Consider the following 13,883-nt stretch of genomic DNA (forward strand, 5'->3'; position numbering starts at 1 on the left):
TCGATGGCCATGGCCGATGTCTGCCTGCAAGGCGCACGTGCGATCACCCAGGCCGGTCCGTCGCGTGCCGCAGTGACGATCCGCGCGGGGCGCTTCGGCGGCACGCTGGGCACCGGCACCGTGCGCATGGATCTGCAAGGGCATGTGCTGGCGCCGGGCCTGATCAATGCGCACGAACATCTGCAGGTCAACTGCGTGCCGCCGCTGCCGCAGGCCGCGCCGTTTCGCAACAGCTACGCGTGGATCCAGGCATTTCAGGCGCATTTCCAGCATCCGGACGTGGCTGCCGCACTGCGTGTGCCCAAGGCAGTGCGGTTGCGCCATGGCGGTTTGAAGAACCTGTTGGCCGGCGTCACGTGCGTGGCCCAGCACGACCCATGGCACGCCACGCTGGACGAAGCGAATTTCCCGGTGAGCCTGCTGCGCGACTTCGGCTGGAGCTACGCATTGGGGTGGACAGGCTACGGCCCGCCCGTACAAAGCAGCTTTGCCGCGACCCTGCCAGCGCATCCCTGGATGATTCATCTGGCCGAAGGCACCGATGCGGTGGCGCGTGCCGAGCTCGATGAACTCGACCGGCTCGGCTGCCTGGCCGCCAACACGGTGTTGATCCACGGCGTAGGCATGGGTGAGCAGGATATCGAGCGCGTGATCGCGCGTGGCGCAGCCGTGGTGTGGTGTCCGTCCAGCAATCAGGCGCTGCTCGGCCGCACGCTCGATCCGTGGCGCTTGTGCATGGCCGGCCGGCTGGCGCTGGGCAACGATTCGCGCATCAGCGGCGCGCGCGACCTGCTGGAAGAACTGCAGGTCGCCAGCCGGAGCGGACTGGCACCGGACCAACTGCTTGGCATGGTCACCAGTGATTGTGCGCGTATCCTGCGCATGGCAACGCGTGGGCGGATCGCGCCTGGAGCCGCTGCAGATGTGTTGATCGTGCGCGACCGCGGCGGCGAACCTGCCAGCAGCATCATCGGTTGCACGCGCAGCGACTTGCGTGCGGTGATTCGCGATGGCAAGCCGCGCATCGCCGATCCGGATTTTGCGCCGTGGTTCGGCGCGGCCGGCATCCGGACCGTGCCGGTGTTGCTGGACGGACGGCCCAAATTGCTCGATGCCACGCTGGCCGACCCCGCGGTGCTGGCGCTCGAACCCGGTCTTCAGCGTTTAACGCAGGAGCAGCCGGCGCAGGCCGCCGCGCAGGTTACCCATGCGCCGGTTGCCAATGGAGCGCTTTCGTGAGCGCAGTGCCGGTGCTCGAGCCCGCTGCTGCCTACGCACTGTGGGCGCAGGCGTATCCACCGCACGCGCACAACCCGGTGATGCTGGCCGAAGAGCGCGCCATGCTCGCACTGATGCCATCCAGCCTGCAGGGCCAGCACGTGCTGGACGCCGGCTGTGGCAGCGGCCGCTACATGCTGCACGCACTGCACCGTGGGGCCCGGCAAGTGACCGGTGTCGACCTGTCGCCGCAGATGCTGCACCGTGCCGGTACCGAGCTCGCACAGGACTGGCCGGCCGCACGCATCGTTCTGCAACAAGGCAGCCTGGATCATCTGCCGTTGCCCGATACGGTGGCCGACCTGAGCGTGTGCGGTCTGGTGGTGGGGCACCTGCAACAGCTATGGCCGGCGCTGGAAGAACTGCATCGCGTCACCCGCGTCGGCGGCATCGTGCTGTGCAGCGACGTCCACCCGATCGGCCACGCGCTGGGCTGGCGGCGCGACTTCAAGGCCGATGGGCAGCACTACGCGGTCCGCCACACCCCGCATCTCTATAGCCACTGGCATTCGGCATGCACCGCACTCGGGTTCGCGATCGAAGCCGTGTCCGAGCCGATACTGGATCCCGCGGATATCCCGGCCGGGGCACGTTTCGACAAGATGGCGCTGCAGGTGCCGGTTGCGCTGGTGCTACGGCTGCGACGGGTCGCGTGAGCAAGATCTTGCACACCGCAGTGGCTGTCTGTGCGTGGGTTACTGCCCGTCAGCGGCACGCTGCGGTCGCAGCGGCAAGCAGCAGCGACGTTGCGTCGATCGCCATCCAGGCGCTGCCGGCCCTATGAGCCTGCACGTCGCACAGCTGAATCTGGTTCCCACGCCCGATGGCCTGAACGTGGAGCAGGTGTTCGCGCAATGGCCGACGTTGGCAGATATCGCCGAAGCTGTCGCCAGTGCTGGCGTGCAGGTGTCGGTGATCCAGGCCTCCGCCTTGAACACCAGGTTGCGCCACCAGGGCGTGGATTACCGCTTCGTCGATCTGCACCAGCGTGGCAGCGCAGTCCGCGCCGGTACGCTAGCCGCATTGCTGCACGAGATCGATGCCGATGTGCTGCATGTACATGGTCTGGAATTCGCCGGCGACGCGCGGCGTCTGGCGCGCCTGCTGCCGCAGCTGCCGATCCTGCTGCAGGATCATGCCAACCGGCCACCACGCTGGTGGGCCAGGCGCCTGTGGCGCGCACGCTACGCGGCCGCAGCCGGCATCGCGTTCACCTCGCTGGAGCTGGCGCGGCCGTTCGTGCGTGCGCGCCTGTTTCGCCGCAGCACGCAGCTGTATGCCATCCCCGAATCGAGCAGCCGCTTCACCCCAGGCGACCGATTGCAGGCACGCGAGCAGACGCGGGTGCACGGTGACCCTTGTGTGGTGTGGATCGGCCATTTCAGTCCAGCCAAGGACCCGCTCTGTGTGCTCGATGCAGTGGCCATGGCTGCGCCTCTGTTGCCCGGTGTGCGGTTGTGGTGCGTGTTCGACCAGGCGCCGCTGATAGCGCAGGTGCAGCAGCGCCTGCGCGCCGATCCACAGCTGGCCAGATGCGTCCACTTGCTCGGCAAGGTCGAGCACGCACGCGTGCAGGAGCTGCTGCGTGCGGCGGATTTGTTTGTTTCTGCCAGCCATGCAGAAAGTTGCGGTTATGCCGCACTGGAAGCCTATGCCTGCGGCTGCCTGCCGCTGCTGACGGCCATTGCGTCGTTTCGTGCGCTCAGCGATGACGGCGCAGTGGGCGAGTTGTGGCCGGTCGGCGATGCATCGGCATTGTCGGAACTGTTGCTGCGCGTCAGTCGGCAACGCCCCTCGCGCGCACAGGTGCGTGCCCATTTCGACGCGCGCCTGTCGTTTGCCGCAGTGGGCCGGCGCTGGGCGCAGGCTTATACGCACTTGCGCGCGACCACGCCGGAGCGCACCGCATGAAGCTGGCCTTGGTGGTGCCAGGTGGTGTGGATCGGAGCGGGGAAGTCCGCGTGATCCCGGTGTTCCTGACCTTGATCGAGTGGCTGGCACGCAACCATGACGTGCACGTGTTCGTGCTGCATCAAGAGCCGCAGCCGGGCATCTGGCGCCTGCGCGGTGCCACGGTGCACAACATCGGCGCGCGTCGGACGCGGCTGCGCGCAATTGCCGCCATCTGCGACGAGCACCGGCGCGAACCGTTCGCTGTGATTCAGGCGATTTTTTCCGGCTATTGCAGCTTGATCGCGGTCACTGCCGCCAAGCTGCTACGCCGTCCCAGCATGGTGCATATCGCCGGCGGCGAGTTGGTGGCCTTGCATCGCATCGATTACGGCGGCCGCCGCAGATGGCGAGGGCGTCTGCGCGAGGCGGTGATCCTGCGGCTTGCCGACCAGGTAACGGCTGCCAGCGCGCCCATCATCGCTTCGCTGCAGGCACTGGGCATTGCTGCGCAACGCGTACCGCTGGGCGTGGATCTGCGCGCCTGGCCGCCGGCAGCGCCGCGCGCCCGTACCGGGCCGACCGCGCGCCTGCTGCATGTGGCAAGCCTCAATCCGGTCAAGGATCAGGCCACCTTGTTGCAGGCAATGGCCGCACTCAAGCGCGCCGGCGTTGCCTTCACCCTGGACATAGTGGGCGTCGACACATTGGGCGGTGCCATGCAGCGCCTGGTGCAGCAGCTCGGCTTGCAGCAACAGGTGCGTTTTCTCGGCTTCAAGACCCAGCGCGAGTTGCGCCCGATCATGCTGTCGGCCGATCTGCTGGTGCTGTCCTCGCTGCACGAAGCCGGGCCGCTGGTGCTGCTGGAAGCTGCCGTTGCAGGGGTTCCTACGGTGGGAACTGCGGTGGGGCATCTGGTCGAGTGGGCTCCTGTCTGCGCATTGGCGGTGCCGCCGGGCGACTGGGCCGGAATGGCAGAGGCCATCCGCCAGGTGCTCGGCGATGACGAACTGCGCTTGCGCCTTGCCTGGGCGGCGCAGTGCCGCGCCGTCCGCGAAGATGCTGCATTGACCACGCGCCTGTTCGAGCAGTTGTATCGCCAGCTGTGCGAGCAGCGGCCGCTGCCTGAAGTGCGTTGATGTGCGCGGCAAGGCAGGGCGCTATCGTCGGTGATCTCGTGCGCTCGTGCCTTGAGCGAGGAGCGTGCTGGATATAAAACTCCTTGGCAGCTGACAAAACCACTGTGCAGCCGCCAGCCGGGTGCCACCGGTGCTCGGAATCGGCATGTGCCACGCGTACGCTGCGGTTCTGAGCGCGCCTTCCGCGCCCACCTGACCGCTGCTCGCTACGTTTTTGTTGCCGCGCTTAGCGCAGCCTCACGCCGGCTGCAGATAGCCATCCAGCGCCGCACGCACCACGTACAACATGTCCGTGCGCGGCACCGGTCTGGTCAGGCGCGTCACCAGGCGGCGCGCCTGGGTTTGGCGCACCCACGGCTGATCCTGCAGCCATAACTGGGTCTGCAGCATGTCCGCGCGCTCCTTGCGGCTTTCTGCCGAAGGCACCACACGGCTGTGCAGATACTGCCGCGCTTCGCCCAACGAGCGCGACCATTCGATGCCAGGCAGCGCCGATAGCCACAGGTTCGAGCACGATGCGGCAGTGAGCGTTTGCCGGGCTGCTCGCATGCGCAGCAGCGCAGGACAGTCAGCATGCAGGCGCGCCATCACCGCGGCCGGCACCACAGCGCGGTAATAGCGCTGCAGCAACAGCAGTGGCGGCAACGCCCACCATGGCGGCATGGCGCTGTCTTCCCACAATTGCTCCCAATCGCGCGGGCCCATGCGCGTTGCCAGCAAGGCAAGATCATGCAGATGCATCAGGCGAATGGTGCGGTGGCAGATGCCGCCTGCCGCATGCAGCAGCAAGTGACACATCAATGCGCCGATCGATGGATAGGGATTCAAGCCCGGTTGCGGCCGCTCCGGCCGGATTCGGTCAGTAATCTCCACGCTGCTCACCGGCAAACGTTCCTGGATGCGCGTGTGCAGCTCGATATTGATCGGCGCATCGCGGTGTTCGCCTAGCCCGGCCACTGCCTCGCCGTGCTGCGGCTTGAATACCTGGTGCTTCCACTGCTCGAAAGAAGCGACGTAGCCCAGTTCGCACAACAACGCCGCCGCTGCAGGCGCGTCGTCGGGTTCCACCAGCAGATCGATATCGGCCATCGGGCGGTCGCCAGGCAGATACACACCCAGTCGATGCAAAGCGGTTCCTTTCAATCCCACCAGCGCGACGCCCACGCTGCGGGCAGCGGTATCGATACGAGTCAGCAGCAGCGCGATGCGCCGATGGCGGTCTTCGACATGGCTGCGCTGTTCGCTCAGGAAGGCATTCCATTCGGCGTTCTGCCACAACGAGCGGCGCTGCAACAGCGGCGAAACGCCGTGCGCGGCCGCTGCCGCTGCCGCCAGCTGCCACTGCAGCCGGTCCCATTGCGGCAGTGCATCGCCTGGCTGGGCCAGCTCCAGAGCCAGCCGTTCGGTCGCCGTGTGCAGGCGGTGCTTGATGGTGCGAAGGGAGGGCTGCATGCGCGTGGTCCGGTCAGGCAAGGTGTCGATAGAAAAGTGTGGAAACGATCGCGCGCTAGCCCACCAGGACGGTGCTCAGGTGGCGTGGCTGACGCGCAGCACTGGGGGTCATCGGCTCGCTGCGGTGCCGGGCCTCACTGGCGATCAAGGCAGACCAGTGTGCTTCCAGTTGCTCCGACGCCTGCGCGAACGCATCGGCCGTGATCGTGGCACGCGCCTTTTGCAGATCGACCTGCCTGTGCAGCAGATCGCGGACGCTGCGATAGAACTCGGAGTCGTACGCGCCACGGAACATCATCGCCAGGTCGTCGCTATCCTGCCAGTGCGTCTTGCTGCCCAGCTGATTCTTTACTTCTTCGTAGAACTTGGTGCCGGGCAGGGGATACGACACGCTGACTCCGATGATGTCCGGATTGGCCTGCGTCACCAATGCGCGCGTGGCCAGGATGTCGTCGAGTTCCTCGCCCAGATAGCCCAGCTGGATGAAGAAACCCACGCGGATGCCCTGCGTGCCCAGGCGCTCACGTGCGGCGATGACCTCGCCGACCTGGGTGCCCTTGGTCATCTTGTCGAGAATGCGCTGGCTGCCGCTTTCCGCACCGATCCAGGCCTCCACGCAGCCGGCGCGCGCCAGCGCTGCGGCCATGCGTTCGCTGGCAAGGTCGGCACGGGTCTGGATGGTGAAGGGAACCGCGCCGTCGGCATCGCTCAATTGCTGCGCAAAGGTCTCCACCCAATCGATATGGAAGCCGAAGATGTCGTCGGCCATCCAGATATGGTCCGGCCGAAAGGTGCGTTTGAGGTGGATCATCTCTGCGGCCACCTCTTCGGCGCCGCGCCGCTTGTAGTGATTGCCCCAGATCGGCTTGGCGCACCAGTTGCAACGGAACGGGCAACCGCGCGAGGCGGCCATGTTCAAGCTGAAATGGCCATGCCGTTGTTGCCAGAAGCGCCGGTAGCGCGGCATATCCACCAGGTCCCATGCCGGCAGGCCGCTCAGCCGTGCGTCCGGTGGTTGCGCGCCGGGATGCACGCGCACTGCCGCAGGCTGGCTGGTGGCGATCTGCGCAACTCCCTCCAGCCAGTGGTCGGTGGTGATATCCGGCTTCGCTTCGATGCGCTCCAGCAACGAGATCAACGGGGCGATGCCTTCGCCGATCAACACCGCATGCGCGCCTGCGGCCAGGAACGCATCCGGGTTGTCGGACGCATCCGAGCCGGCCACCAGCACGCGGCAGCCGGCGGCACGGGCCTGCGCGATCATGCGGCAGGCGGCCTCGCGCATCCGGCTCAGGCACATCTTGGTGAGGAAGTTGAAGTTGTCTTCGTAGAAAACAACCAGATCCGGCTGCGCAGCGCGCAGTGCGGCGGTGTAGTCCTCCACATCGTTGGCCAGCATTGCATCGAACAGGCTCACTGCATGCCCACGCTCGCGCAGCAGCGCTGCGATCTGCAACGTCGCCAATGGCGGATACGGCTTGCCGCGCTCCCATTGCTTGGGGTCGTAACGCAGGAAATACGAATGACTGACCTGGATCTTTACCATCGGCACAAGGCTCTCGTTCTCTCGCCAGGCGGGCGCAGCAGCGGCGTGCGCAGACACCGGCATTCGGCTCGGCAGTAGGTGCGGATGCAGGCCGCTTTGGTTGCGTCGCGTTGCATGCGGGCAAGGCTGCGGCGAGGCAACCTTTCTGTAGGAAAGCGGCACCCATCGGCTGATTCAGTGCATCGGATGAAGGCATGCCGCAGTCGGCTGCATGGGCGCAACACACGCCGCTGAACGATGGCTCAGCCGCCATCGCAGCAGGGGCCGCAGTAGCGGCAGATCCGTTCGGCGAGCATCGCCCGCGGCGCTTGGGCGTGCGCCGGCAGATTCTCGGCGCGCTGTTTCATTTCCACAGCGATAGCCAAGCACTGCTGGCGCTGGTCGATGCCGCCTACGCGGGTTTGCCCGCGCATCGGCTGCCGGGCGCTCCGGAATTTCATGTCACATTGGACCTGCTGCCGCGTGCGCCGGGCCGCACCGATGCCGAGCCGCCGCCTGTGCGCACGCACGCCAGCGGCGGCCTGCTGTGCGGCGTCGTGGATGCGTGCAATTACCTGATGCTCTCGGTGCCACAGCGCCGCGCGATGCTGGTGGTGTCCGAGGACATGCTTGCCCGCGCGTATCACGTGCGTTACGAACTGATCGAATTCGCCGTATTCCTGCTGGCTGCGCGTGGCATTGGGCTGGTGCCGCTGCATGGCGCTTGTGTAGGTCGACGCGGACGCAGCGTGTTGCTGCTTGGCGCCAGCGGTGCGGGTAAATCGACCTTGGCCTTGCACAGCCTGTTGCATGGCCTGGACTTTGTCGCCGAAGACGGTGTCTTTGTGGCGCCCGATAGCCTGCTCACCACCGGTGTGGCCAATTTCCTGCATCTGCGTGCCGAAGCGCTGGGTCTGGTCGACGCGCCCACGCGCGCATGGATCAGCGCATCGCCGGTGATCCGGCGTCGCAGCGGCGTGGAAAAATTCGAGGTCGATCTTCGCCATCGCCACGCGCATCTCGCGCCCAAGCCGATGCGGTTGCATGCGGTCGTGATGGTGTCCAGGTCGCCGGCCATCGCATCGGCACAGCGCCTGGTCGCGGTGCCTGGCGAGCAAGTCGCCGCCTGCCTGGCCCACGATCAACCGTACGCCGCCGGTCAGCCCGGCTGGCAGCGCTTCGTCGAACAGGTGCGGCGCATCGGCATGTTCACCTTGCACCGTGGCACGCATCCGCAGGCATCGGTGGATGCGCTGCTGCAGCTGTTGCAATGAGTGGCCGTATGCAAGCGTCCTGGAACGCCACCGGTCCGCAGACCCGCATCGCGCACTGGCGCCTGCATGTTGCGCACGAATGAGCCGCTGGCGATGACCGCCATCCGGCGCATGCGCGTTGCATTGCACCAGTTCGCGAGCACGCTGGTGCCTGCAGACATGCCGATGATTGCGCTTTACGTCGCGTTGTCGCTGGCTGCCGCGTTGGCCGGCAGCGTGGTGGCGGTGTGCCTGCTGCCGCTGGTGCAGCCAGGCCACAGCGTGCAACTGGTGGGCTATCGCCTGGCCTTGCCGGGCGGGCTGGCGATGCAGGCGTGCCTGTTCATTGCGGTGAGCCTGCTGTTTGCCGTGTTGCGCTGGCAGAGCGCGCGACTGGCCGCGCAGTTGACCAGCCGCTATGCCATCGGTTTGCGCGCGCGCGTGCATGCGGCATTGATCGATGCGCCGTTGCCGACCCTGTCCGGGGCCAGCTCGGCAGAAATCGCCAACGTGCTCACGTACAACATCGAGATCGCCACGCAAGGCTTCGGCGCCGTGCTGCAGCTGCTGGTCGCGGCCATCACTGCGCTGGTGAGCGTGTGCATCGCAGTGCTGATTGCACCTGTGCTGTTGATCACCACCCCACTGCTGGCGGTGCTGGCAGGGTTGGGTTTGCGCTTCTCCAGCAGTCGCGCACAGGCACGCCTCAGTCGCGCGTATGTGGCCGACATGACGCAGCTCTTCTGGCTCAGCGAAGATTTTCCGCGTCGCTTGCGCCACGTACGCTCGTTTCAGCGCGAAGGCCTCGAAACCCGCCATTACGAGCGCATTTCGGCGCGACTGGGGCAGGGGTATGCGCAACAGCAAGCACTGGTTGCCGGCAGCCGCCTGCTGCTGGAACTTGCCGCGGTGGTCGCCATCGCCGGCATCCTGATGCTGGCCAATCGCTGGCAGGGGGGCGAGCGTGCTGCGCTGATCACCGTCAGTCTATTGCTTGGCCGTCTGCTGCCGTACCTGGTCACCACGCGGCAGAGCCTTCAGCAGTTGCGTTCGGCGTGGCCGGCGCTGCAGCTGTGGCGCCGCTATGTCGACCTGGGCGCTGCGCGGGTACACGTTCCGGAGCAAATGGCCGAACCACTCACGGCTGCGCTGCATATCGAACACATCGGGCTGGCGCCGCCACTGCCCCAATGCGCGATCGAATCGATATTGCTGGTACCAGGCCAGATGACCCTGGTGGTCGGTGCCTCCGGCGTGGGCAAGAGCAGTCTGATGGATGTGCTCTCCGGGCAGACGCCGCCGGCGCAGTTCGTGGCGCACATGGGCGGACGACGGCTGACATTCTCGGCATATCGACATCTGGTGCGACACAGCGCCTACATCGGCCAGGGCGTGCGGCCGTGGCAGCGCACGGTGCGCGACTGCCTGCAGTGGGTGCTGCCCGCAGCGTCCGACGCACGCATGTGGGAGGTGCTGGCCGATGTGGGCCTATGTCCGCGGCTGCAGCGCGATGCGCAAGGCCTAGACACGCCGATCAACGCGCAGGACGGGCGCCTCTCGGGCGGCGAATCGCAACGCCTGTTGCTGGCGCAGGTGCTGCTGCGTCGGCCGACCCTGGCCGTGTTGGACGAAGCAACCAGCGCGCTGGACGCCGATGCCGAACATCAGGTGCTGAGCACCTTGCGCGCGCGTTTGCCGGACACCGTGCTGGTGGTGGTTTCGCATCGCACCAGCTTGGCCGCCGTGGCCGATCGCATGGTGAACTTGGATGGTGCGCCTGTTCGGCGGGTGCATATCAGTTCGCCGGAAATTGCCACGCCGTACGATGTGCGCTAGGCCCGTCACACGCTGGCGGGTCGGTGGCTTTGCAAGTCGCTGACAGTACATAGCGCGCAATCATCGGGCTCAAGTCGAAGACACGCAGGCACCGGATGGGCCGGTCACGCGGCACACCGGCTGCGCACGCCAGGCGTGCGCCTGGTCACTGTGTCAGCCGTTTTATCCCGCAATCTCTTCCAGCGCCCGATTGCGCGTGCGCGGCCCGAACGCGGCAATCACGCTTGCCACGATCGACATGCTGAGCGCGATGAAGGCCAGCACCCCGTGGCTGCCAACCTGCGTCAGCAACCAGCCGATCAGCACGCTGCTCACCGCCGTGGAGAGGCGACTGAAGGAATAACAGAAGCCCACTGCTCGTGCACGCAAGCCGGTCGGGAACAGCTCCGCCTGATAGCCGTGATAGGCAAAGCTCATCCAGGCGTTGCAGAACGCGACCATCGCCCCGCACAGCACCATGCCGACTGCCTGATGCTGCAACGCGAACAGCCCACCGAACACAACAGCGCCCAGCGCCGATGCGGTGATCTGCCATTTGTTTTCCCAGCGCTGTGCAAAACGCAGCAACAGCAATGGCGCCAGCGGGTAGGCCAACGAGATCGCAAACGAGTACGCCAGGCTTTTGGTCACCCCGGCCCCGGTGCCCTGCGCCGAAATCAGCGCAGGCAACCAGTTGCCGAAACCGAAGAAGCCAATCGCCTGAAACACATGGAAGACCACCAACATCCCGATGCGCCCCCGATACGGCGCACGCCACAGCAGTGCGCTGGGCACTACACCGGCCGGCGCAGGTGTGGCCGCCTGCGGCGCGGGCAGTGGCGCACCCACATCGCGCGTGCAGCGCGCTTCCAGTTCGGTCACCACTGCATCGGCTTCTGCGTGCCGGCCGTGTGCGGCCAGCCAGCGCGCCGATTCCGGCAAGCGGCTGCGCAGCCACCAGATCGCCAGCGCAAACGCACCGCTGAGCAACACCACCCAACGCCAGCCGCTCACGCCCAGCGGCGCAGACGGCACCAACATCCACGCGGTCAGCGCGACCGTCGGAACCGCCAGAAATTGCACGAAAAATGCAAATGCGAACGCCGCGCTGCGCATGTGCCGCGGTACCAGTTCGGACAGATACGTATCGATGGTGACCAGTTCGATTCCCAACCCGATGCCGACCACACAGCGCAGCACGATCACACCGCTGGCAGTGCTCTGCAGACCCATCGCCACGGTCGCAGCGGTGTACCAGATCAAGGCGAAGGTAAACACCGGGCGACGCCCGAACCGGTCGGCAAACGGGCTCAATAGCGCGGCACCGACAAACAACCCAAGGAAGGTGGCCGCCGCGAATGCCGCTTGATCGGACATGCCGAACGCGCCATCGGCGCCGCTGGCAAAAATGCCGTCGCCAATCAGCCCGGGGCTGATGTAGGCGGTCTGGAACAGGTCATACAACTCGAAGAACCCGCCCAGCGCCAGCAACCCCACCAGCCGCCACAGCGTGGCGCTGGCGGGCAACCGGTCGATCCGGGCGGCGATCTGCGCGGAAGGCGAGGGCTGTTCGGGGGGCGCTAAAACACTCGGAGACATGGGCAGGCAGGCGCAGGTAGGGCGGTCTCATCATAGCCAGCGTCCAGATGGCGCAGCGGGCACACTTCGTCGCACGGTCAATGCGTTCGTCTGTGGCAAGAGGGCACTGGGCATCCAAGGTGCGCGCAGCCGACCAGGCAACAGCACTCTTCCTCACAATCGCGCCCGCACCGCCCTTGTCAGCAGCAAGCTCAACAACGCCGCTGTCGCGAGTGGAACCAAGCACGTGCACCTCATGCGTTGTCCGACTGCTGGAATGCTGTAATCCCTCACGGCACCAACAGGCCGCTGGCAATGCCGCCGGGCCAGCCCCATCTCTGGCATATCACTCTTTTCGGAGTCATTCGATGACCCCCATTTCCGTGCTCGATCTGGCGCCGGTCTGCGAAGGCAGCGACACCACCCACGCTTTCGCGAACATGCTCGATCTGGCCCAGCACGCCGAGCGTTGGGGCTATCAGCGCTACTGGCTGGCCGAACACCACAACATGCCAGGCATCGCCAGCGCCGCCACTGCCGTGCTGATCGGTCACGTCGCCGGCGGCACCAAGACCATCCGCGTGGGTGCCGGCGGCATCATGTTGCCCAACCACGCGCCGCTGCAGGTGGCCGAACAATTCGGCACGCTGGCCTCGTTGTATCCGCAGCGTATCGACCTGGGCCTGGGCCGTGCGCCGGGCACCGATCAGCCCACCGCACGCGCCTTGCGCCGCTATTTCGACAGCGCCGATCACTTTCCGCAGGACGTGGCCGAACTGATGCGCTATTTCGCGCCGGCGGTGCCGGGGCAGCTGGTGCAGGCCGTGCCCGGCGCCGGGCTGGAGGTGCCGGTGTGGCTGCTGGGGTCGAGTCTGTTCAGCGCACGCCTTGCCGCCGCGATGGGGTTGTCGTTCGCGTTCGCCTCGCATTTCGCCCCCGACGCGATGGACGACGCGGTGGCGATCTATCGCCGCGAATTCCGCCCGTCCGCACAGCTGGCCAAGCCACACGTGATGCTGGCCCTGAATGTGGTGGCGGCCGAGACGCAGGCGCAGGCACGCCGTCTGTTCACCACTCAGCAGCAGAGCTTCGTCAATCTGCGCCGCGGCAAGCCGGGCAAGATCCCGCCGCCCATCGACGATATCGACAGCTTCTGGCAGCCGCATGAACGTGCCGGGGTGGAGCGTGCACTGGCCTGCACGGTACTCGGCGATGCCGAGCAGATTGCGCGCGGCGTGGCAGAGTTCATCGAGCGTCACACGCCCGACGAGCTGTTGTTCACCGCCAACATCTACGACCACGCCGCGCGTCTGCGTTCCTTCGAAATTGCCGCGGCCGCGTGCCGCGAGCTGGACGTGACCTTGGCGTGATTCACGTCGCTTTGCGCGGCGATCGGCTGTGATGCGTGCACATCCATTGGGAAGACCAGCATGCAACTTCAGCAACGCAGCGAGAGCATTAAGCAGTTGGCCGAGTTGATCCGCGGGGTGGACATCGCGATGTTCACCACCGTCTCGGCCGACGGCAAACTGGTGAGCCGGCCGCTGGGCACGCAGGAAGTCGAGTTCGATGGCGACCTGTGGTTCGCCACCGCCGCCGACAGCCCGAAAGTGGCGGAAATCGCCGCTGATCCGCGCGTCAACGTGGCCTATGCGTCGGCCTCGAAGAACACGTATGTCTCGGTAGCCGGCACCGCACGCGTGGTCCACGACCGCGCCAAGATCGAAGAGCTGTGGTCGCCGGCAATGAAGGTGTTCTTCCCCGGCGGCAAGGACGACCCGAACCTGCGCTTGATCCATGTGCGCGCCGAATCGGCCGAATACTGGGACGGCCCCAGCGGGCTGCTCGGCAAGGCGCTGTATTTCGTGATGACGGCGGTCACCGACGATACCGGCAGCCTGTCGGACAACCGCGTGGTCGATCTGAAATAACTGCGTCGCAAGCGACGCGCCG

Annotated in this window: 11 protein-coding genes and 1 other RNA gene; 9 read left to right on the forward strand and 3 right to left on the reverse strand. The window is 66.1% G+C overall.

Annotation, left to right across the window (positions count from 1 at the left end):
• The first annotated feature begins 3 nt into the window (after nucleotides 1-3).
• The 5 genes from J7396_RS12175 (at nucleotide 4) to J7396_RS12195 (ending at nucleotide 4,529) form a co-directional block, all read left to right on the forward strand.
• Entirely contained in the window at nucleotides 4-1,239 is a 1,236-nt protein-coding gene (locus J7396_RS12175) for an amidohydrolase family protein (protein WP_122273559.1), read from the forward strand.
• Nucleotides 1,236-1,934 carry a class I SAM-dependent methyltransferase gene (locus tag J7396_RS12180; protein WP_011347081.1) on the forward strand — a complete coding sequence of 233 codons (699 nt, stop codon included), beginning with the start codon at nucleotides 1,236-1,238 and terminating at the stop codon, nucleotides 1,932-1,934. Before J7396_RS12175 ends, J7396_RS12180 begins: the two co-directional genes overlap by 4 nt.
• Before the next feature lie 124 nt (nucleotides 1,935-2,058).
• Nucleotides 2,059-3,189: a glycosyltransferase family 4 protein gene (locus J7396_RS12185; RefSeq protein WP_209261510.1), complete on the forward strand. Its 1,131-nt coding sequence runs from the start codon at nucleotides 2,059-2,061 to the stop codon at nucleotides 3,187-3,189.
• Nucleotides 3,186-4,307 carry a glycosyltransferase family 4 protein gene (locus J7396_RS12190; RefSeq protein ID WP_008574982.1) on the forward strand — a complete coding sequence of 374 codons (1,122 nt, stop codon included), beginning with the start codon at nucleotides 3,186-3,188 and terminating at the stop codon, nucleotides 4,305-4,307. Before J7396_RS12185 ends, J7396_RS12190 begins: the two co-directional genes overlap by 4 nt.
• A 145-nt stretch (nucleotides 4,308-4,452) precedes the next feature.
• Nucleotides 4,453-4,529, forward strand: a non-coding RNA gene (locus J7396_RS12195) — sX9 sRNA.
• Between the two features lie 15 nt (nucleotides 4,530-4,544).
• Here the strand turns inward: J7396_RS12195 and J7396_RS12200 are convergent.
• Nucleotides 4,545-5,759, reverse strand: coding sequence for a nucleotidyltransferase family protein (locus J7396_RS12200; RefSeq protein ID WP_011347084.1), 1,215 nt, complete (start codon nucleotides 5,757-5,759; stop codon nucleotides 4,545-4,547).
• A gap of 55 nt (nucleotides 5,760-5,814) precedes the next feature.
• Nucleotides 5,815-7,368 carry a radical SAM protein gene (locus J7396_RS12205; RefSeq protein ID WP_011347085.1) on the reverse strand — a complete coding sequence of 518 codons (1,554 nt, stop codon included), beginning with the start codon at nucleotides 7,366-7,368 and terminating at the stop codon, nucleotides 5,815-5,817.
• 131 nt (nucleotides 7,369-7,499) lie between these two features.
• Here J7396_RS12205 and J7396_RS12210 point away from each other — a divergent pair, with 131 nt between their 5' ends.
• Both J7396_RS12210 and J7396_RS12215 read left to right on the forward strand, forming a co-directional pair.
• Nucleotides 7,500-8,558, forward strand: coding sequence for a serine kinase (locus tag J7396_RS12210; RefSeq protein WP_029819201.1), 1,059 nt, complete (start codon nucleotides 7,500-7,502; stop codon nucleotides 8,556-8,558).
• 93 nt (nucleotides 8,559-8,651) lie between these two features.
• Nucleotides 8,652-10,373, forward strand: coding sequence for an ABC transporter ATP-binding protein (locus J7396_RS12215; RefSeq protein ID WP_046935323.1), 1,722 nt, complete (start codon nucleotides 8,652-8,654; stop codon nucleotides 10,371-10,373).
• A gap of 162 nt (nucleotides 10,374-10,535) precedes the next feature.
• On the opposite strand, the gene J7396_RS12220 is transcribed toward J7396_RS12215, so the two are convergent.
• Nucleotides 10,536-11,951, reverse strand: a complete 1,416-nt coding sequence (locus J7396_RS12220) for an MFS transporter (protein ID WP_046935324.1) — start codon at nucleotides 11,949-11,951, stop codon at nucleotides 10,536-10,538.
• A gap of 347 nt (nucleotides 11,952-12,298) precedes the next feature.
• Between J7396_RS12220 and J7396_RS12225 the strand changes: the two genes are divergently transcribed.
• Both J7396_RS12225 and J7396_RS12230 read left to right on the forward strand, forming a co-directional pair.
• On the forward strand, nucleotides 12,299-13,300 hold the full coding sequence (locus J7396_RS12225; RefSeq protein WP_008574989.1) for an LLM class flavin-dependent oxidoreductase: 1,002 nt from the start codon (nucleotides 12,299-12,301) through the stop codon (nucleotides 13,298-13,300).
• A gap of 60 nt (nucleotides 13,301-13,360) precedes the next feature.
• Nucleotides 13,361-13,861, forward strand: a complete 501-nt coding sequence (locus J7396_RS12230; RefSeq protein WP_046931967.1) for a pyridoxamine 5'-phosphate oxidase family protein — start codon at nucleotides 13,361-13,363, stop codon at nucleotides 13,859-13,861.
• The last annotated feature ends 22 nt before the right edge of the window (nucleotides 13,862-13,883 follow it).

Source organism: Xanthomonas sp. A1809, from assembly GCF_017746015.1.
In the GTDB taxonomy this organism is placed as follows: domain Bacteria; phylum Pseudomonadota; class Gammaproteobacteria; order Xanthomonadales; family Xanthomonadaceae; genus Xanthomonas; species Xanthomonas euvesicatoria.

Coding starts and splice junctions, on each gene's coding strand:
- J7396_RS12175 (WP_122273559.1), top strand. CDS start 4: ATGGCCATGGCCGATGTCTGCCTGCAAGGCGCACGTGCGATCACCCAG.
- J7396_RS12185 (WP_209261510.1), top strand. CDS start 2,059: ATGAGCCTGCACGTCGCACAGCTGAATCTGGTTCCCACGCCCGATGGC.
- J7396_RS12190 (WP_008574982.1), top strand. CDS start 3,186: ATGAAGCTGGCCTTGGTGGTGCCAGGTGGTGTGGATCGGAGCGGGGAA.
- J7396_RS12200 (WP_011347084.1), bottom strand. CDS start 5,759: ATGCAGCCCTCCCTTCGCACCATCAAGCACCGCCTGCACACGGCGACC.
- J7396_RS12205 (WP_011347085.1), bottom strand. CDS start 7,368: ATGCCGGTGTCTGCGCACGCCGCTGCTGCGCCCGCCTGGCGAGAGAAC.
- J7396_RS12210 (WP_029819201.1), top strand. CDS start 7,500: ATGCCGCAGTCGGCTGCATGGGCGCAACACACGCCGCTGAACGATGGC.
- J7396_RS12215 (WP_046935323.1), top strand. CDS start 8,652: ATGACCGCCATCCGGCGCATGCGCGTTGCATTGCACCAGTTCGCGAGC.
- J7396_RS12220 (WP_046935324.1), bottom strand. CDS start 11,951: ATGTCTCCGAGTGTTTTAGCGCCCCCCGAACAGCCCTCGCCTTCCGCG.
- J7396_RS12225 (WP_008574989.1), top strand. CDS start 12,299: ATGACCCCCATTTCCGTGCTCGATCTGGCGCCGGTCTGCGAAGGCAGC.
- J7396_RS12230 (WP_046931967.1), top strand. CDS start 13,361: ATGCAACTTCAGCAACGCAGCGAGAGCATTAAGCAGTTGGCCGAGTTG.